This is a genomic window from Streptomyces sp. NBC_01471, from assembly GCF_041438865.1.
Lineage (GTDB): Bacteria > Actinomycetota > Actinomycetes > Streptomycetales > Streptomycetaceae > Streptomyces.
This window is the reverse complement of the sequence record NZ_CP109450.1, coordinates 4,987,719-5,007,383: the sequence shown is the minus strand read 5'-3', so window position 1 is coordinate 5,007,383 and position 19,665 is coordinate 4,987,719. Positions and strand designations below refer to the sequence as shown.

Sequence of the window (19,665 nt, the reverse complement as noted above, 5' to 3'; positions counted from 1 at the left end):
AGTGCGCATGACCTACGACCGATTGGTGTGCGCCAATTGCGCGTCCCCTGTGAGTGAGGGCCGCTGCCGGGTCTGCCGGGCCAGCAGAGAGCGCCTCCAGCAGGAGGAGGGCCCCTTCGGCGGGCTGAGCCCGCTGGTGCTGATCAGCGCGCTGATAGTGCTGGTGGCAGCGCTGGCTCTGCTCGCACACCAGACCATCTGACAACGCCGCATTCGCTCATGGGGAAGGGCCCCGGGTTCCGATCGGAACCCGGGGCCCTTCCTCGTACGCGCTGAACCTCAGGCGAGGTTCCCGCCGCGGCCGGCGAGGCGCGGCAGCATACGGAAGCCGATGCCACCGGCGATCATCGTCGCGGCACCGATGATCAGGAACGTGGTCTCACCCGCACCGGTCTCGGCGAGCTCCTGCTTGGGCTTGCCCTGCTCGACCGGCTGGGAGCCGAGGTTGTCGGGCTGGGTGCCGGTGCTGGAGGAACCACCGGTCGTGGACGATCCGCCCGTGGTGGAGGAGTGGTCACCGCCGGTGGAACCGGAGGTGCCGCCGTTGCCGCCCGAACCGCTCGTCGAACCGCTGGTGGTCGAACCGCTCGTGGACGAGCCACTCGTGGTCGAACCGCCGGTCTGGCCCTGGTCGGTCGATCCGCCGGTCTGGCCCTGGTCGGTGGAGCCACCGTCCTGACCCTGGTCCGTCGAACCGCCGTCCTGACCCTGATCGGTCGATCCGCCGGTCTGGCCCTGGTCGGTCGAACCGCCGTCCTGGCCCTGGTCGGTGGAGCCACCGTCCTGACCCTGGTCCGTCGAACCGCCGTCCTGACCCTGGTCCGTCGATCCGCCGGTCTGGCCCTGGTCGGTCGAACCGCCGTCCTGGCCCTGGTCGGTGGAGCCACCGTCCTGACCCTGGTCCGTCGAACCGCCGTCCTGACCCTGATCGGTCGAACCGCCGGTCTGGCCCTGGTCGCTGGAACCGCCGTCGACACCACCGATCGGGTTGGTGCCACCGTCGGTGTTGCCACCGTCCGTGCCACCGTCATCGCCCGTCGTCTGGACCGAGATGTCGGTGCCGAGAAGCGGGACATGAATATCTGCGGCCTGTGCCGCGCCCGCTGCGGTCAGCGAGGCGCCTGCGGCGATCACTGCGCCCGCAGCTATGCGCGCTACGCGAATCCGCGTCTTCTTGGTCATCTGGCTGCTACCCCCAGTAGCTCATTGTCAATGGTGCAGCGCACGGGGCAGGCAGGCCGTAGGGATCATGTGGTGTCCGTCCCCCCGATCGCACGCGCCCCAGAATTACGCATGCCGCGTGTCACTTTTCCCAGTTTTAAGGAACGCGTCAAGGCCGTTGCGGGCGCGATGCCTGAAATGCAATGACTTGCCCGGCGTACGGGAATACGACTGTGACGCAGTAGGGGAACTACCGCCTCCAGGACGGTAGTTCCCCTACTGACTATGTCGATAAAGCGCTGGTTCGACGGCGCCGGAAAAGCGGTCTACTTCTCCTGCTGCTTGCGCCAGCGAATTCCGGCTTCCAGGAAGCCGTCGATCTCACCGTCGAGCACGGCCTGCGGGTTGCCGACCTCGTACTCCGTACGCAGGTCCTTGACCATCTGGTACGGGTGCAGGACGTACGAACGCATCTGGTTTCCCCAGGAGTTGCCGCCGTCGCCCTTGAGCGAGTCCATCAGCGCCTGCTCCTCCTGGCGGCGGCGCTCAAGGAGCTTCGCCTGAAGGACGTTCATGGCGCTGGCCTTGTTCTGGATCTGCGAGCGCTCGTTCTGGCAGGAGACGACGATGCCGGTGGGGATGTGCGTCAGCCGGACCGCCGAGTCGGTGGTGTTGACGCCCTGGCCGCCGGGGCCCGAGGCGCGGTAGACGTCCACGCGCAGCTCGGTCTCGTCGATCTCGATGTGGTCGGTCTTCTCCACCACCGGGAGCACCTCGACACCCGCGAAGGAGGTCTGGCGGCGCCCCTGGTTGTCGAAGGGGGAGATACGGACCAGCCGGTGGGTGCCCATCTCGACGGAGAGCGTGCCGTACGCGTACGGCGCCTTCACGACGAAGGTGGTCGACTTGATGCCGGCCTCCTCCGCGTACGACGTCTCGTAGACCTCGGTGCCGTAGCCGTGCCGCTCGGACCAGCGGAGGTACATGCGCTGGAGCTGCTCGGCGAAGTCCGCGGCGTCGACTCCGCCGGCCTCCGCACGGATGTTGACGAGCGCCTCACGGGCGTCGTACTCGCCGGAGAGGAGGGTGCGGACCTCCATCTCGTCGAGCGCCTTGCGCACGGCGAGCAGCTCCGACTCGGCCTCGGCGAGGGTGTCGGCGTCGTCCTCGGCCTCGGCGAGCTCGAAGAGCACCGCCAAGTCGTCGATCCGCCCGCGCAGCGTCGCCGTCTTGCGGACCTCGGCCTGCGCGTGCGAAAGCTTGCTGGTGATCTTCTGGGCCTCTTCCGGGTCGTCCCACAGGGACGGCGCCGCGGCCTGCTCCTCAAGCACGGCGATATCGGCCCTCAGCTTGTCGAGGTCCAGGACGGCCTCGATCGACCCCATGGTCGAGGAGAGGGACTTCAGCTCTTCGGATACATCGACGACTGCCACGCCACCAGCGTAACGGCTTGGAGCGGGGGCAGCCCCCGGCCCTTCCGATCGGCCGGGAGGAGGGGACGGGCCCGGCCGACCCCTACGGTCCGGACGGCGCCGAATGGTGGCTGTCCTGCGGGGCAGGTCCGCCGTCGTCGCCCGACGACGTGGCCAGCCAGCCGCCGATGCCCACCGCGACGGCGACGACCAGTGCGGCGGCGCCCAGTTTGATACGGCGCCTGCGCACCGCCTCAGCCGTGGAACGGTGGCGGGCGGAGCCCGGCCTGCTCGGGGAGCGGGGGGCTCGGGCGGTGCCGAGGGGGCCGCCCGCCAGCTCGTCCGGGGCCGGGACGCGCATGCTCGTGTGGGTGTCGCGGTTGGAGTCCGCGGAGGAGCCGGGGACGAGCGGGACCGCGCCGCGGCGGCGGGTCTCGGTGGGCGCGGCCGGTTCGTACGACGTCTCCTCGTACGGCTGCTCGCCCGGCTCCGCGTCGCCCGGTTCGTCCACGTCGAGCGGGGGGATGCCCGCGAGGTGCGGGAGCTGTTCGCGGAGCCGCTCGCCGAGCTCCGACGCGCGCAGCCGGGACGCGGGGGCCTTGGCCAGGCACTGGACCAGCAGCTGCCAGAGATCGTCGGGGATGCCGGGGAGCGGCACGACGGTCTCCGTGACGTGGCGGCGCAGGACCGCGCCGGGGTGGCCGCCGCCGAAGGGCGTGAAGCCCGCGAGGAGCTCGTAGAGGACCGTCGCCAGCGCGTAGATGTCGACGGAGGCGCGCGGCGGCAGGCCCTCGATGATCTCCGGCGCGAGGTAGTCGGGGGTACCGATGATCTTCGACGCCTGCGGGCGGCCCGGTCCGGCCGGGCCCGCGGGCAGGGCCCTGCGCGGTGCGTCGATCAGCTTGGCGACGCCGAAGTCCGTGAGCAGCGCCGGGTGGGAACCGCCGGGGCCGAGCGGTCCCTGCATGTCCAGGAGGATGTTCTCGGGCTTCACGTCGCGGTGCACGACACCGGCGGAGTGCGCGGCGGCGAGACCGTCGGCGATGTCCGCGACGATGGCCACGGCGGCCTCGGGGCTGAGGCGGCGCTCGCGGTCGAGCCGGGTACGCAGGTCGGTGCCCCGGACCAGGTCCATCACGAGGGCGAGGTCGTTGCCGTCCACGACGAGGTCGCGTACGGAGACGACATGCGGGTGGTCGAGGCCGAGCAGCGCGGTGCGCTCCTGCACGAAGCGGCCGACGAGCTCCTGGTCGGCGGCGAGGTCCTCACGCAGCAGCTTGACGGCGACGGGCCCCGACGGCCCCTCGCCCAGCCACACCGTGCCCGCGCTCCCGCGCCCCAGGATCTGGTGCGCGGTGTACCGGCTGCCGATCTTCCGTGCCAAGACTGCTCCCTCAGCGGCTGGCGCTGTGCCGTGCCCGGAGGTGCGTCCCTGGACAGGCGCAGGGTTCCGGGCGGTCCCCGGCTCCCAAAATACGCGGGCATCGGGGTGTTCAGTGCCCCGGATGGCACGAACCCTCACTTCTGCGGGGGTAATTCATTCCGCGGAAGTCGACATGTATACAGACCGGCCGCCGGGCCGGGTGCGGCACGCTGTCCGCCCCGGCCGTCCCGCGCGCGCTGTCAGTTTCCGCCGGATCCGCCCAGGCCCTGGACGAAGTCCCGGACCGAGTCGAAGCCGTCGGAGATCTCCGAGATGAAGCTCTTGGAGGTGCCGATCCACTGCTGAAGCGGGGTCAGTTCCCAGATCAGCCAGCCCCCGACGAAGAGGATCACGACCATGACGAGGCAGCCCTTGAGGCAGCCGAGGCCGGGGATCTTCACCGGGTTGGCGCTGCGCTGCCTCGGCGGCCGGGGCTCGCGCGGGGCGGGTGCCTGAGGCTGCTGCGGGGGCGCGTACTGCTGCTGCGGGCGCTGCTGCTGCGGCCGGCGCTGCGGCGCGTACTGCTGAGGCTGTTGCTGTTGCTGTTGCTGTTGCTGTTGCTGTTGCTGTTGCTGTTGCTGTGGGTACTGCTGCTGGGGCGGGTACTGCTGCTGACGGCGCTGGGGCGGCTGCTGCGGGGGCCGCTGCGGGCGGTGGCGCAGCGGGTCCTGCTCGGGCGCCAGGTACTGGACCTGGGTCTGCTCGTTCCGGTCGCGGGCCGCGCTGAGCTGGCTCTGCCAGGGGTGCGGCTGCTCGGGCTGGTCCGGCGACCGGCCGGGCACGGGCGGCAGCACGGCGGTCGGGTCGGCGGCCCCGGCGCCGGGGCCAGGGGCACCGGTGCTCGGCAGGACGCTGGTGCGCCCGTTGGGGTCGTACGCCCCGGCGTTGTTCGGCAGGACCTGGGTGGGGTCGGCCGCGCCGGGCGTCCCGGGCACCTCGGCGGGCGCGGGGTCCGGCGCCAGCAGCGCGCCCACTCCGAGGGCGGCGGCGACCTGTGCGGGGGTGGCGTGGACGCCGACCCCCTCGGCGACGGTACGCAGCCCGCGGGCCAGGTTCTCGGCGCTGGGGCGGCGGTCCGGGTCCTTGCTGAGGCAGCGCTCTATGACCGTCCAGAGCGCCTCGGGGACGGTGGTGGGCCTGCGCGGGTCCTCGTTGAGGTGCCGCTGGAGGACTTCCAGGGCCGTGCCGCCCGCGAACGGGGGCCGCCCGGTGACCAGTTCGTACAGCAGGATGCCCGCGCCGTAGATGTCGACCGCGGAGGTCTGCGGGCGGCCCTCGGCGGACTCCGGTGCGACATAGGCGGGCGTACCGACGAACTCATGGGTACGGGTCAGGCCAGGCGAGTCCGCGAGGCGGGCGATGCCGAAGTCGGTGAGCATCGGGTGCATCTGGCCGTCGGCGTCCTGCTTGACCAGCACGTTCGCGGGCTTCAAGTCGCGGTGGACGACGCCGTCGGCATGGCTGGCGGCGAGTGCGTCGGCGATCTGGGCGGTGAGCAGCGCGGCGGCGACCGGGCTGAACGGGCCGTTCTCCCGGAGGTAGCGGTGCAGGTCCGGGCCATCGATCAGGTCCATGACGAGCGCGAGGAGGTCACCCTCGACGACGAGGTCCCGGGTCCGCACGATGTTGGGGTGGGTCAGCCGCAGCAGGACGGAGCGCTCCCGCAGGAACCGCATCACCACGTCCGGGTCGCTCGCCAGCTCCTCCTTGAGGACCTTGATCGCCACCGTCTCGCCGGGCTGGCCCGCGACGGCCGCCTCGGCGCCTGCGGTCTCCCGCTGGCTGGCACGCCAGACGGTGCCCGTGGCGCCGCGTCCCAGCGGCTCCTCGAGCAGGTACTTGCTGCCTACGGGCCGCACGTCATGCGCTCCCTGTGATCGTCGTCCCTTGCCTGGTCCACCGGCCCCCCGCCCGGATGTCCGCCCCACTCTAGTGCCGCCCGCGGGGGCACTGGCCGACGATCTTCCGGAGCCGCTTCCCCTGGGTGCGGCCGGTGTGACGGCCGGTGCCCCGGATCAGGTTCCGGAGCGGGTCCCGGCCGTTTTCCCACCGTGTGCCCACCCGGTCCCGGCGGTGTTCCAGCGGTGTTCCAGCGGTGTTCGAAGGGAAGACGCGAAGACTGTCCCGTTGGTTGCCGCGGTCCGCCTCCTGACACCTCCTGGCAGGTCAGGCGCGATCCCAACCAGGCACTTTTACGTCCAGAGCCGACCATTCAAGATCACTTGGCGGTGACCGCCGGGCGTGTTGTCAGTGGCAGATGCGAGGATGCCTCCAGCACGGAGTTGTGGGGTCGGGAGTCCCGTGGATCCGTGCCGACCTGCCGGGTGGGGGAGATCACAGGGCGGCTCCTGCCAGGCACCCTCCGCAGAAGGGACCGCTGACGGCTATGCAGATCCGGCTGACCGTCCTCGCGCCGCGCAGCGGCCGATCCGCGTCCGAGGCGCGCTCCTGCGACGTGCTCGTCACCGCCCCCGCCGGGGCGGCGCTGGCCACGGTCGCGTCCGGCCTCGCCGCGGCGGCCGCCGGTCCGGAGGGCACGGGGTCCGGAAGCGTCGTGCTGTACGCGGGCGGGCACCGCCTCGACCTGCAGCGCTCGGCGCTGGGTGAACCCCCGCTGGTGGACGGAGCGGTGCTCTCCCTCCAGGTGCCGGCCGAGGAGGACGACCGGGGCGACGGATCCGCCACCCAGCTCCACGTGGTCGCCGGGCCGGACGCGGGCGGTGTCCACCTGCTGCACGGCGGCCGGATCCGCATCGGCCGCTCCGCCGAAGCGGACGTCCCGCTGGACGACCCGGACGTCTCACGGATGCACTGCACGGTGACGGTGGAGCAGGACGGCCGGGTGACGGTCGCCGATCTCGGCTCGACGAACGGCACGACGCTGGACGGTTCGGGCGTCGGCGACGACCCGGTCCGTATGACCCCGGGGTCCCTGCTCCGGGTCGGCGAGTCGGCCCTGCGGATCACCACGGCGACCGGGGCGCCGAGCGGCGTGATGACGGCCGTCCCGGACGGCGAGGGCCATCTGCGGGTGGCCCGCGACGGCGCGGACCAGGACGCCGGCACCGGTCCCGGCTTCACCGGCGACACGTCAACGGGTTCCGGGACGGCGGGCGGTCACGGGGCGGCGGAGCGCCGCCACGGGTCGGTGCCCGCCCAGCCCACGGGACCCACCGGCGCCCGGCCGTCCGGTGCCGGTACGAGTCCCGGCGCCGGGTCCGGTCCCGGAGCGCACCCGGGCCCCGCTGTCCCGGCCGAGGCACGGATACCCGAGCAGGGCGGCCCCCCTGGCGGCGCACAGGGCGGCGGACCGGGGTCGCGGCGCGTCAGCGCGGTCGGGGCCCAGCGCCCGCACGACCCCTACAGCAATCTCTACGACGAGGCCGCCGCAGCCTACGCGCAGGATCCCGGGTTCGCCCCCCGCGGCCGCCAGGGCACGCCCGCGCGTGGCACCAGGCTGCGGTCCGATCGGGGCTCGGACGCCCACGCACGGACACCGGACGGCTTCGACAGCGACCGCACCCGCGGCACCGCCCCCTCCGACAGCGACGGCGGCGCGGACGGCACCCGTACCCGGGACGGCGGCACCCGGGACGGCGGGACCGGTCACAGCACCGGCGCCGCCCCCGACGCGGACGACAGCGCCCGCAGGCGAGGCGGGATAGGAGCCTGGGCGAGGCGGCTCGCCGGTGGCCGGCCCGACGCCGTGCGCGACAGCCCGGCGGCACAGTCCGCGGGCCCGTCCGGCGCACCACCGGACCCGGCCGCCGGGGTGCCCGGCGCGGACACCTGGCCCGACCCGGCCGCCCTGCTGCTCACGGCGCTCGGGCCCGGCCCCCGGCTCTGGGAGCGCACCCCCGACCACCGTGAGGCGCTCGTCATCCGGCTCGGCACTGCCGACCGGGCCGGCCCCGGCGGGGTCGGCGTGGTCCCCTCGGTGCCGGTGACGGTCTCGCTGCGCGAGGCCGGTTCGCTCGGGCTCGCGGGACCCCGTGAGCGGCTGGCCGGTCTGGCCCGTTCGGCGGTCGCCCAGCTCGCCGCGCTGCATCCGCCGACGGACCTGGAGATCGTGCTGGTCAGTACGGACCGCGCGCGCCCGCTGGAGGCTCGCAGATCCGACTGGGGCTGGCTCGGCTGGCTGCCGCATGTGCGGCCCGCCCACGGCCAGGACTGCCGGCTCCTGCTGGCGTACGACAGGGACCAGGCGACCGCCCGCACCGCCGAGCTGGTGCGGCGCCTTGACGACGGTCCGCTCGGCACCGGCTGGGCCTCCGCCGACCCGGGCGCGGTCTCGGCGGCGGCCGGGCGGTACGACGGCCCCTGCACGCTGCTGATCGTGGACGGCGACCCCGGCTCGGCCGCCCTGCGCGAGACCACCGCACGGCTGGCATCGGCGGGCGCCGCCTGCGGGGTCCACGTCCTGTGTCTCGCCGAGACCGCGGCGGCCTCCCCCGCCTCCCCGCTCGAAGCGACCTATGAAGCGGCCTGCGCCGCCTCGCTCGCCTTCCGTGAATGCGGCGCCGCCGCCCTGCTGAGCGGCGATGTGGCCACCGCGCTGCGGCTGCTGCGCACCGCGCGCGGTATCCATCCGGCGGCCGTCGGGCAGTCCGCGAGCCGCGGCACGTTCGCCGTGGTCGACGCGGTGTCGGCGGCCTGGGCCGAGCGGTTCGGCCGGGCCCTCGCACCACTGCGGGCCGACGCGTCAGCGGCCGGCACCCCGGCCAGGCAGGCAGCGGCGCTGCCCGTGTCGTCCCGGCTCCTCGACGAGCTGGGGCTGGCCCGTGCCACCCCCGCATCGCTGATGGCCCGCTGGGCGGCGGCGGCCGAGACGACGGCCGTGCTCGGCGCCGGTCCGCGCGGGCCCGTCACCGTGGACCTGGCGACGGAGGGCCCGCATCTGCTGGTCGAGGGCCCGGCGGGCAGCGGCCGTACGGAGCTGCTGCGCGCCACCGCGGCCTCGCTGGCGGCGGCCGCCCGGCCGGACCGGCTCGGGCTGATCCTGGTCGACGGAGCGGGCGGCGAGCGCGGCGAAGGCCTGCGGGCCTGCACGGAGCTGCCGCACACCTCGACCTATCTGGTGGCGTCCGACCCGGTCCGGATGCGGGAGTTCGCGCAGGCGCTCGGCGGCGAGCTGAAGCGCCGGGCCGAACTGCTGGGCGGGGGGAGCTTCGCCGACTGGCACCGGACCCGTGAGGTGGCGGCGCGCCTGGTCGGCCAGCGGCAGCCCGGCCAGGCCGACCAGAGCGGCGACATAGAGTCGCCGACCAGCGGCACCCTGCGGCTGCGCCCGGCCGGAGCGCGTACGGACCCGATGCCGGGGCCCACCCCGCTCCCCCGGCTGGTGGTGATCGTCGACGACTTCGACGCGCTGGTCGCCCCGGCGCTCGGCAGCCCCGGGCGCCCCACCGCGGGCTCGGTCGTCCGGGCGCTGGAGGCGGTGGCCAGGGACGGCGAGCGGCTCGGCGTCCATCTGATCGCGTCCTCGGCCCGGCCGGACCGTACGGCCGACACCGAGCTGGCCAGGGTCAGCCGGCTGCGGGTGGTGCTGGACGCCCCGCCGTCCTCACCCGCGCCGGACACCCCGTCGCCCGGCCGGGGCCGGCTGGGCCGCCCCGACTCCGGGGTGACGCCGTTCCAGGGCGGCAGGGTGACCGGCCGCATCCCGCGTACGGCGACACTGCGGCCCACCGTCGTCCCCCTGGAGTGGGAGCGGATGGGCGACCCGCCCGACCGCCGCCCCGTACGTGAACTCGGCAACGGACCAACGGACTTGGCCCTGCTGGCCAGCGCCCTGGAACGGGCCGCCAGGTCCGTCGACGCGATGTCCATACCCTCCCTGCACGCCTGATGTGACGTCACAGGCCCATCACAATCGAATAGTTGGACCAAGACCCGGTATTGCGGCGCCGGAGTGACCCGGCGTAGGACTGTGCTCACGGGACAACGGCGTCGCCGATGTCATGGGCGCGCCGACCGCACGCGCATGGGAGAGGTCGGGGCAAATGCGCACAACAGGCACAGCTCTACGTTCACGCAGGACCGTTCTGGCGGTGGTGGCCGCGGGCTCGCTCGTCCTGGCCGCGGGATGCGGCAGTGACAGCAAGAAGGACAGCGGGAGCGACAAGCCCACGGGGAAGAGCGGCGCGTCCGCGTCCGGGGTCGAGCTGCCCAGGCTGAGCGGTACGAAGCTCGAAGTGGCCGCGGTCTGGACCGGCCCCGAACAGGCGAACTTCGTCAAGGTGCTGAAGGAGTTCGAGAAGCGGACCGGAGCGTCGGTCACCTTCGTGCCCGCGCAGGACCCGATCGTCAACTTCCTCGGTACGAAGATCGCAGGCGGCGCCCCGCCGGACGTGGCGATGATGCCGCAGGTCGGCGCGATCACCCAGGCCGTGGCCAAGAAGTGGGCCAAGCCGGTGGGGCCGGACGCGAAGGCGCAGCTGGACAAGAACTACTCACAGGTCTGGAAGGACCTCGGCGCGGTGGGCGGCAAGCAGTACGGCGTGTACTTCAAGGCCGCCAACAAGTCCCTGGTCTGGTACAACACCAAGGCGCTGCAGAACGCGGGGGCGAGCGTGCCCAAGACCTGGCCGGACTTCCTCAAGACCGCGGAAACCATCTCCGCGTCGGGTGTCACGCCGGTATCGGTCGGCGGCGCGGACGGCTGGACGCTGACCGACTGGTTCGAGAACGTCTATCTCTCCCAGGCGGGCCCGGACAAGTACGATGAGCTGGCGCAGCACAAGATCAAGTGGACGGATCCGTCGGTCAGGGCCGCGCTGACCACGCTCGCGCAGCTCTTCGGCAAGCCGTCGCTCATCTCGGGCGGTGCGGACGGTGCGCTCCAGACCGAGTTCCCGGCGTCGGTCACCCAGACCTTCACCGGCGGCGACCAGCCCAAGGGCGCGATGGTCTTCGAGGGCGACTTCGCGCAGACCAACATCGCGCAGACCAAGGCGAAGGTGGGCACCGACGCGAAGGTCTTCCCGTTCCCCGCGGTGGGCGCCAAGGCGCCGGTGGTCACCGGCGGCGACGCCGCGGTGATCCTCAAGGACTCGAAGGGCGCGCAGGCGCTGCTGACCTGGCTGGCCTCCACGGACGCGGCGAAGATCGCGGCCGGGTCGGGCGGGTTCGTCTCGCCCAACAAGGGCCTGGAGCTGTCGGCGTACCCCAATGACGTGCAGCGCACCATCGCCAAGGCGCTGGTCGCGGCGGGCGACGACATCCGCTTCGACATGTCCGACCAGGCACCGCAGTCCTTCGGCGGCACGCCGGGCAAGGGCGAGTGGAAGGACCTCCAGGACTTCCTGAAGAACCCGAAGGACATCGCGGGGACCCAGCAGAAGCTGGAATCCGACGCGGCCAAGGCGTACAAGAACTGATGCCGCGATGACCTCCGCTGTCGCGGGGGACGTCCTCAACGGGGCGTCCCCCGCCGGAAAGCCGCACAAGAGCGTGACAGGCACACGTAAAGTCCTGGCGGCGGCTTTCCTGCTGCCCGCCCTGGTGCTGCTCGGCGCGCTCGTGGTCTACCCGATCGGGTACTCGGTCTACCGGTCCTTCTTCGACCAGGCGGGCTCCAGCTTCATCGGCATCGACAACTACAAGACCCTCTTCACCGACGACGCGATCCGTACCGCGATCAAGAACACCGCGATCTGGGTCGTGGTCGCCCCGACCGTCGCCACCGTGCTCGGCCTGATCTTCGCCGTACTCACCGAACGGGTGCGCTGGGGAACGGCGTTCAAGCTGGTCGTCTTCATGCCGATGGCCATCTCGATGCTCGCGGCCGGCATCATCTTCCGGCTGGTGTACGAGCAGGACCCGGGGCGCGGCGTGGCCAACGCCGTCTGGGTGGGCGTGCACGACACCTTCGCCGAGTCGGCGGGGTACCCGGGGGCGCACCCGCTGCCGGTGGCCCCGCTGAAGTCCGGTGGCGGTGGCGCGTTCCTCACCAAGGAGCCGGTGCACGCGGGCACCCCCGTCCGGCTGCCGCTCGTCGGCGTACTGCCCGCGAAGATGCCGTCGTCGGCGAAACCGGCGGCGGCACCGAAAGCCGCGGCAGGCGCGGTGACCGGCACCGCCTGGCTGGACTTCACCCTGGGCGGCGGTGGCAGGCCGAACGTCATCGACCCCAAGGAACTGGGCCTCAAGGGCGTCACGGTCGAGGCGGTCAGGGGCGGCAAGGTGGTGGCGAGCGCCAGGGCGGCACCCGACGGTACGTTCACCCTGCCGGCGAAGGCGGACGGGGCGCTGCTGCGGCTGCCCGACTCGAACTTCCGCGAGCCGTACAACGGCGTCAACTGGCTCGGGCCGACCCTGGTCACCCCGTCGATCATCGGCAGTTACGTCTGGATGTGGGCCGGATTCGCCATGGTCCTGATCGCGGCGGGCCTGGCCGGGCTCCCGCGTGAACTGCTCGAACAGGCCCGGGTGGACGGGGCCAGTGAGTGGCAGGTCTTCCGCCGGATCACCGTCCCGCTGCTCGCCCCGGTCCTCGCGGTGGTGCTGGTCACGCTGATGATCAACGTCCTGAAGATCTTCGACCTGGTCTTCATCGTGGCACCCGGCTCCTCGCAGGACGACGCGAACGTCCTGGCGCTCCAGCTCTACCGCTCGTCGTTCGGTACGGACGCGGATCTGGGGACCGGCAGCGCCATCGCCGTACTGCTGCTGCTCCTGGTCGTCCCGATCATGCTCGTCAACATCCGCAGGATGCGGAAGGAGGGGCGCCGATGACCGCCGAAGCGCAGGTGCCCGCACCCCGGTCACCCGAAGAGCGGCTGCCCGCGGCCGCGGCGGTGAAGGCCAGGGAACCGCTGGCCTCCCGGATCGCGGCCCGCGCGGGCGGCACGGTGATGCGGGTCTTCCTCGTCCTGGTCGGCCTGTTCTGGCTGATGCCGACGATCGGCCTGCTGCTCTCCTCGCTGCGCGGCCCGTCCGACATCGCGGCGTCCGGCTGGTGGAAGATCTTCACCGCGCCCTCGCAGCTGACCTTCGACAACTACTCCAAGATCCTCGACAACAAGGTCATCACCGACTCACTGCTCAGCACGGTCATGATCACCGTCCCGGCGACCGTCCTGGTGGTGGTCATCGGCTCGCTGGCCGCGTACGCCTTCGCCTGGATGGACTTCCCCGGCCGCGACTGGTGGTTCCTGATCGTGGTCGGCCTGCTGGTCGTGCCCGTCCAGGTGGCGCTGATCCCGGTCTCGAAACTCTTCGGCGAGATCGGGCTCTTCGAGACCACGGCGGGGGTGGTCCTCTTCCATGTGGCGTTCGGGCTGCCGTTCGCGATCTTCCTGCTGCGCAACTTCTTCGCGGAGATCCCGAGGGAGCTCCTGGAGGCGGCGCGGCTGGACGGGGCCGGGGAGATCCGGCTGTTCACCCGGGTCGTGATGCCGCTCGGCGGTCCGGCCATCGCCTCGCTGGGGATCTTCCAGTTCCTCTGGGTGTGGAACGACATGCTGGTGGCCCTGATCTTCGCGGACTCCAAGCACCCGCCGATCACGGTCGCGCTCCAGCAGCAGGTCAGGCAGTTCGGCAACAACATCGACGTGCTGGCGCCCGGCGCGTTCATCTCGATGGTGATCCCGCTGGCGGTGTTCTTCGCGTTCCAGCGGCAGTTCGTCAACGGCGTCATGGCGGGCGCGGTGAAGTAGGCGGCCGGGAGCCCGTCCGCACACCGCCCACCTGGGACTGCTGCCCAAAAGGGTGGTTCGGGCGGGCCGGGACTGGCTCCCGCGCAACCGCGCCAGCACACCTTCGTTAAGCCCGACATGGCCTTTTGATCACGATGTGCCATCCCCCCCCCACGTGAGAGAGTCCCCATGCACAGGCACGAATTCCTGGAACGGCTGCACGCGGTGCTGAAACCGCGCACCTATCTGGAGATCGGGACCAACGACGGGCGGAGCCTCGCCCTCTCCCGCGTCCCCAGCATCGCGGTCGACCCGGCTCCGAAGATCAAGACGCGGCTGCACTGCGACCTCCAGCTGGTGACGGCGACCAGCGACGCCTTCTTCGCCGGCCGGCAGCCGATGGGGCATCTGATGAGCTGTCGCAATCCGCTGCGCAACATGCGCAAGGGCCGCCCGCTGCTCGGCGCTTACACCGGCTCGAACCGGGTCGACCTGGCGTTCATCGACGGGATGCACCTCTTCGAGTACGCGCTGCGCGACTTCATCAACACCGAGCGGTTCAGCGGCTGGTCCAGCGTGGTGGTCCTCGACGACATGCTGCCGCGCAACAACGCGGAGGCCGTCCGCGACCGGGTCGCGCCGTCCGGCCCGTGGACCGGGGACGTCTACAAGTTCATCCCGGTGGTGGCCGGCCACCGGCCCGATCTGATCACCGTGCAGGTCGACACCCAGCCGACCGGTGTCTTCCTGGTGTTCGGCATGGATCCGTCGAACACCGTCCTCAAGGACGGGTACGAAGAGATCGTCCAGGAGTGGGTGACGCCGGACCCGCAGAAGGTCCCGGAGGCGCTGCTCGAACGGGTGGAGGCCGTCGAGCCCGAGGCCCTGCTCGGCTCCCGGATCTGGCCGACGCTGGCCCGCAGGCGGGGCCGGACCGCCGGCCTGCGTACGGTACGCGCGGAACTGGCGGCCCTGCGCGGCTTCTGAGCCGCACCGGCTGCTGAACCGCAGGCTTCCGAACCGCAGGCTTCGGAACCGCACCGGGCGGCCGCACACACGAAGGGCGCGGAGGTCTTCCTCCGCGCCCCTTCCTATGCCCATGCGCCCGGTCTCACTCCGGGCCGCTGACGCACCTCGCCCCGCGTGCCTCTACCGGCGCGGCTCTACCCGCGCGCCTCTTCCCGCGCGCCTCTGCCGGTGCGCTCTACCGCGTCGCAGCCATCCGCCGCGCCTTGCGCACCGCACGCCCCAGCGCACTGCGCCGGAGCGTCCGCATCAGCCGGGCGCGGCGGTGCGCCAGGCTCTCGCGCGGGCGGCGGACCGTCAGCGCACCGGAGGCCCCGGAGGCGACGAGCACCAGCGGCAGCGGCGTGACCTGCGCACCCTCTCCGCCAACGCTCACCGCCATCTCCCAGGTGCCGGCGTGGAGTTGACCGGCAGGCCGCTGGGCGCAGAGAACCGTTCCCGCGCGCCCCGTCGACGTGGTGAGCGTCGCCGCCACCCGTACGGTGTCGCCGGAGCCCGTCCGGTCGGTGAGGTGGAGCTCGGCGGGCACTCCCTCCACGGCCTCGGTGTGCAGCGGCAGCAGCATCTCCAGCAGCAGCGGTTCGTCCATCACCCGGACCTCGCGCACACCGAGCTTCCGGTACTCCCGGCCGAGGACGCCGGTCGTCGCACCGACGTCGAGCGAGAGGTTGCGGTGCGACGCGGTCCAGTACGGCACGACGAGCTGCGCGGGCTCCCCCACCAGGGCCGCCTGCCGGCCGGCGGTGACTGCCTCGGTCCGTACCGACCCGAGGCGGACGTCCTTGTTCCACCCGCTCTGGTGGACGCGCACCAGCACGTCCCAGATCCCGGCGCCGAGTGGTGCGCCGCCGGCCGCCGTGCCGGGGGTGACAGTCGCTGTCCCCCGCAGCACCAGCCGGAACTGGTCGGACCGCGGGCCGTCCACGCGCTCCCTGGTGAACTCGACGGGCTGGTAGAACTCGGCGGCGCTCGACCGCTCCCGCACCACCAGTTCGGCCTTGGCCCGGCCGGTGACCGCCAGGGGCTTCACCCCCAGCTGCGCGAGCACCTCGGGGCTGTCCAGGCCGTCGGGGAGGCCGATCAGCTCGTCGCCGTCGTCCCTGACGTAGTGGACCGGTTCGTCCCCCGCCCGCAGCCCGGCGGTGAACGCCAGCTTCAGCGTTCCGTCCTCCCAGGCGAGACCGGTGAGTTCGGCGTGTGCCGCGATGCCGCGCTCCCAGCGGGCGAAGTGCTCGACCTCCTGGTAGCGGTCGGCCTTGATGAGCGCGCCGACGAGCTGCTGCGTGGGCAGCAGGGACGCGGAGACCCCCGGGCCGAACCGCTCCACGGCGATCTTGTGCATCTCCTGGAACATGGCCTGCCGGTACCCGTCGTCGGGCGTGGCGAGCAGCCGGGCGCCGCGCATCCGCTCGATCATCTCGTTGCGGAACCAGCGGCGGTACAGCTTGTCGCGCAGCGGCCCCGGTTCGGTGTACTTCTCCACCACGTCGAGGGCCTCGGCGAGGTTGTGGAAGTAGCCCACCGGCTCGATGCGCCGGAAGCCCGCGTTGGAGGCGTCGTCGCGCTTGACGTGGTAGTAGCAGACGTAGTCGCTGAGTACGGAGACGTTCTTGGCCCGCAGGTACGCCTCGGCGAAGAAGACGTGGTCCTCCAGACGGCGGCGCCCTTCGAGGAAGCGCAGCCCCGTCTCGTCCAGGAAGGACCTGCGCACCATCTTGTGCGGGGTGAGGCTGTCGATCAGGGGGGCGTTCCTGACGTTGGCGCGCGGCCGGTTGACGCGGAAGAGCTCACGCGGCACGGGCCGCCCCTTGCCGGCCATCTTGCCCACGACGACGTCGGCGCCGTTCGCGACGCCGTAGTCGTACATCCGCTCCAGCGCTTCGTCGCCCAGCCAGTCGTCGTTGTCGACGAACATCACGAACTCGCCCTGCGCGGCGGCGATTCCGACGTTGCGCGGCTTGCCCGACCAGCCGGAGTTCTCCTGGTGGATGACGTGCATCTGCGGGTGTTCCGCGGCGACCTGGTCCAAGCGCTCCCCGGTGCCGTCCGTGGAGCCGTCGTCCACGAAGATCGCTTCGTACGCGTCGTCAGGAAGGGACTGTCTCAGCAGCGATGCGATGCAGTCCTCGATGTAGGGCCCCGGGTTGTAGACCGGAATGATCACGCTGACTCTGATGGTCATGCTGTGCACTCGTTTCCCACTGCTCTGCGCCGGCGATCTCTCGTTGCGGGTGCACAGTACTATCGCCCGGAGCGTTCGGCGCATCCGGCCGACCTGCCGTGTCCGGGCCGGTTCCGCCGGGTTTCACCCCTGCTCAGCGGCTGCCGTCACGCCTTGAGCGCAGCCACCGCCGCTGCCGCGAGTCCGTCCAGATAGCCCTTGGGCAGGCCGTCCCTGACCACCGCGAGCCGCCAGTAGAGCGGCCCCACGATCAGTTCGAGCGCCCGCGCGGGGTCGGCGTCGGCGGGCAGCTCGCCGCGGGCCACCGCGTCGCGGACCACCGCGGCGGCGACGCCCTTCTGGTTGTCGAGCAGCGCCGCCTTGATCGCGTCGGCGATCTCCGGCTGGCGTGCGGCCTCGACCAGCAGGTCGGGGATGACCTGGGAGGCGACGGGGTGGCGCAGCGCCGTCGACGCCACGGCGAGCAGGGCGCGCACGTCGCCGTACAGCGAACCGGTCGCGGGCGCGGGCAGGCCCTGCGCCGCGAACGCCGTGACCAGGTCGAGGACCAGGTACAGCTTCGACTTCCACCGGCGGTAGACCGCGGTCTTGCCGACGCCGGCCCGGCGGGCGATGGCCTCGATGGACATCCGCGCGTATCCGACGGACGCCAGTTCCTCGAAGACGGCGGCGCGGATCGCCTCCGTCACGTCCTCGCGGAGCACGGCGGCTCCGGCGGGGGCCCGGCGGGTCGTACGGGGATCAGGGGATGCCATGGGGAGAAGTTTACCTATTCGTCGGGACGAGACGGTTGCGTTTCGACGTCGTTCCGTCCTAACCTCGACGTCACGACGATACGGATCCGTTGCGACGTATGTCGGGGGCGCTCACGCTTGCCCCTCCCGTGTGAATCCCGTCGAACTCCGTCGAAAGCGAATGCTGTGATCCCCACGACAGCCCGGAACGCACCCGCCACGGAGGCGGCAGTTCCGAGGGTCTCCCCGCAGCCCCCGCAGGATCTGGCCGCGCTGGCCGCCGCACACGGCCTGACCATCAGCGGCGCCCGCCCCCCGCTGTTCACGTACATCCGCCAGATCTGGGGCCGCAAGCACTTCATCACCGCCTTCGCCACCGCCCGGCTGACCGCCCAGTACAGCCAGGCGAAGCTGGGGCAGGTCTGGCAGATCATGACGCCGCTGCTGAACGCGGCCGTCTACTACTTCATCTTCGGCGTCCTGCTCGGCACCAGCCACAAGGTCCCCGACTTCATCCCGTTCCTGGTGACCGGCGTCTTCATCTGGACGTTCACCAGCAACTCGATCCAGAGCGGCACCCGCGCGATCAGCGGCAGCCTGGGCCTGGTGCGGGCCCTGCACTTCCCGCGGGCCTCGCTCCCCATCGCCTACGCCATCCAGCAGCTCCAGCAGCTGCTCTTCTCGATGGGCGCCCTGGTCGTCATCCTGGTCTGCTTCGGCAAGTACCCGAGCGCCAGCTGGCTGCTCGCGATCCCCGCACTGGTGCTCCAGGCGCTCTTCAACGCCGGGCTCTCGATGGTCATGGCCCGGATCGCCGCCAAGACCCCGGACGTCTCGCAGCTGATGCCGTTCATCCTGCGTACCTGGATGTACGTCTCGGGCGTGATGTGGAGCATCAAGAAGGTGCTGGCGCACGACCACCTGCCGCACCTCGTCCTGGTGGCGCTCCAGGCCAACCCGGCCGCGGTCTACATCGACCTGATGCGCTACGCGCTCATCGACAGCTACCACTCCAACCAGCTTCCCCCGCACGTCTGGGCGCTGGCCGTCGGCTGGGCGGTCGTCGCAGGGGTGGGCGGCTTCATCTACTTCTGGAAGGCAGAGGAGCAGTACGGACGTGGCTGAGAACCCGATGAGCACCCTGACCCCGACCATGACGCCGCTCACCGTGCCCCCGGGCGCGGCGACCACAGCGGCCCCGACCGTCATCGCCGACGACCTCCACATCGTCTACAAGATCCAGGGGACCGGATCCGGCAAGGGCAGCGCGACGTCCGCCCTCACCCGGATCGTCTCCCGCAAGCCCCGGCCGGGCACCCGCGAGGTGCACGCCGTCCGGGGGGTCACCTTCGTCGCGCACAAGGGTGAGGCCATCGGCCTGATCGGCTCCAACGGGTCCGGCAAGTCGACCCTGCTGAAGGCCGTCGCCGGGCTGCTGCCGGCCGCGTCGGGCCGCGTCTACACCCAGGGCCAGCCGTCCCTGCTCGGCGTCAACGCCGCCCTGATGAGCGATCTGACCGGCGAGCGCAATGTGATCCTCGGCGGTCTGGCCATGGGGATGACCCGCGAGGAGGTCCGCGAGCGCTACCAGGAGATCGTCGACTTCTCCGGCATCAACGAGAAGGGCGACTTCATCTCGCTGCCGATGCGGACGTACTCCTCGGGCATGGGCGCGCGGCTGCGCTTCTCCATCGCCGCGGCCAAGAGCCACGACGTGCTGATGATCGACGAGGCGCTCTCCACCGGCGACGCGAGGTTCCAGCGCCGCAGCCAGGACCGGATCGCCGAACTGCGCGAGTCGGCGGGCACCGTCTTCCTGGTCAGCCACAGCAACAAGTCGATCCTGGAGACCTGCGAGCGGGCCATCTGGCTGGAGTCGGGGACGATGCGGATGGACGGCCCGGCGGACGAAGTCGTCGCCGCCTACGAGGAGTTCACCTCGAAGAAGTGACCGCGGAGGCGCTCGTCCACGACAGTGGGCGTCGCGCCGCTTCCGCCGTGCCCGGCAGCCGCGGTCCACCGCCGCCGGGAGACGCCGCGGCCCCGGCTCGCCTGTACTGACCAGGCGGGCCGGGGCCGCGGCGGTGGC

At 71.8% G+C, this 19,665-nt stretch carries 14 protein-coding genes; 8 read left to right on the top strand and 6 right to left on the bottom strand.

All coding sequences use genetic code 11. From position 1 onward, the window contains the following. Positions 1 to 7 precede the first annotated feature (7 nt). Positions 8 to 202, top strand: a complete 195-nt coding sequence (locus OG285_RS22360) for a hypothetical protein (RefSeq protein ID WP_356836069.1) — start codon at positions 8 to 10, stop codon at positions 200 to 202. A 77-nt stretch (positions 203 to 279) separates the two neighbouring features. On the opposite strand, the gene OG285_RS22355 is transcribed toward OG285_RS22360, so the two are convergent. The 4 genes from OG285_RS22355 to OG285_RS22340 all read right to left on the bottom strand — a co-directional run bounded on the left by OG285_RS22355 (position 280) and on the right by OG285_RS22340 (position 5,855). Further along, entirely contained in the window at positions 280 to 1,182 is a 903-nt protein-coding gene (locus OG285_RS22355; protein ID WP_356836067.1) for a hypothetical protein, read from the bottom strand. Positions 1,183 to 1,487: 305 nt separating this feature from the next. After that, positions 1,488 to 2,594, bottom strand: coding sequence for a peptide chain release factor 2 (prfB, locus tag OG285_RS22350; RefSeq protein WP_356836065.1), 1,107 nt, complete (start codon positions 2,592 to 2,594; stop codon positions 1,488 to 1,490). Between the two features lie 82 nt (positions 2,595 to 2,676). After that, positions 2,677 to 3,957, bottom strand: coding sequence for a serine/threonine-protein kinase (locus OG285_RS22345; RefSeq protein ID WP_356836063.1), 1,281 nt, complete (start codon positions 3,955 to 3,957; stop codon positions 2,677 to 2,679). A 239-nt stretch (positions 3,958 to 4,196) separates the two neighbouring features. Then, on the bottom strand, positions 4,197 to 5,855 hold the full coding sequence (locus OG285_RS22340; RefSeq protein ID WP_371792003.1) for a protein kinase: 1,659 nt from the start codon (positions 5,853 to 5,855) through the stop codon (positions 4,197 to 4,199). A gap of 527 nt (positions 5,856 to 6,382) precedes the next feature. Between OG285_RS22340 and OG285_RS22335 the strand changes: the two genes are divergently transcribed. The 5 genes from OG285_RS22335 to OG285_RS22315 all read left to right on the top strand — a co-directional run bounded on the left by OG285_RS22335 (position 6,383) and on the right by OG285_RS22315 (position 14,621). Next, entirely contained in the window at positions 6,383 to 9,844 is a 3,462-nt protein-coding gene (locus OG285_RS22335) for an FHA domain-containing protein (protein ID WP_371792002.1), read from the top strand. A 154-nt stretch (positions 9,845 to 9,998) separates the two neighbouring features. After that, positions 9,999 to 11,375, top strand: coding sequence for an ABC transporter substrate-binding protein (locus OG285_RS22330; RefSeq protein WP_371792001.1), 1,377 nt, complete (start codon positions 9,999 to 10,001; stop codon positions 11,373 to 11,375). A 7-nt stretch (positions 11,376 to 11,382) separates the two neighbouring features. Next, the gene (locus OG285_RS22325; RefSeq protein WP_371792000.1) at positions 11,383 to 12,732 is read left to right on the top strand and encodes a carbohydrate ABC transporter permease; all 1,350 of its coding nucleotides are present in this window, start codon (positions 11,383 to 11,385) and stop codon (positions 12,730 to 12,732) included. Further along, entirely contained in the window at positions 12,729 to 13,655 is a 927-nt protein-coding gene (locus tag OG285_RS22320) for a carbohydrate ABC transporter permease (RefSeq protein WP_356836053.1), read from the top strand. The genes OG285_RS22325 and OG285_RS22320 overlap by 4 nt, the downstream gene beginning before the upstream one ends. Positions 13,656 to 13,823: 168 nt before the next feature. Beyond that, on the top strand, positions 13,824 to 14,621 hold the full coding sequence (locus OG285_RS22315; RefSeq protein WP_356836051.1) for a class I SAM-dependent methyltransferase: 798 nt from the start codon (positions 13,824 to 13,826) through the stop codon (positions 14,619 to 14,621). Between the two features lie 217 nt (positions 14,622 to 14,838). On the opposite strand, the gene OG285_RS22310 is transcribed toward OG285_RS22315, so the two are convergent. Both OG285_RS22310 and OG285_RS22305 read right to left on the bottom strand, forming a co-directional pair. Further along, complete coding sequence (locus OG285_RS22310) at positions 14,839 to 16,842, bottom strand: glycosyltransferase family 2 protein (RefSeq protein WP_371791999.1); 2,004 nt, start codon at positions 16,840 to 16,842, stop codon at positions 14,839 to 14,841. A gap of 146 nt (positions 16,843 to 16,988) precedes the next feature. Continuing rightward, positions 16,989 to 17,597 (bottom strand): TetR/AcrR family transcriptional regulator, encoded by a 609-nt coding sequence (locus tag OG285_RS22305; RefSeq protein ID WP_356836047.1) that lies wholly within the window; start codon positions 17,595 to 17,597, stop codon positions 16,989 to 16,991. Between the two features lie 243 nt (positions 17,598 to 17,840). Between OG285_RS22305 and OG285_RS22300 the strand changes: the two genes are divergently transcribed. Together OG285_RS22300 and OG285_RS22295 are read left to right on the top strand one after the other, a co-directional pair. Beyond that, a complete protein-coding gene (locus OG285_RS22300) occupies positions 17,841 to 18,701 on the top strand; it encodes an ABC transporter permease (RefSeq protein ID WP_356836084.1) in 861 nt (286 codons plus the stop codon). Positions 18,702 to 18,729: 28 nt separating this feature from the next. Beyond that, positions 18,730 to 19,527, top strand: a complete 798-nt coding sequence (locus OG285_RS22295) for an ABC transporter ATP-binding protein (RefSeq protein ID WP_356836082.1) — start codon at positions 18,730 to 18,732, stop codon at positions 19,525 to 19,527. Positions 19,528 to 19,665: the final 138 nt, after the last annotated feature.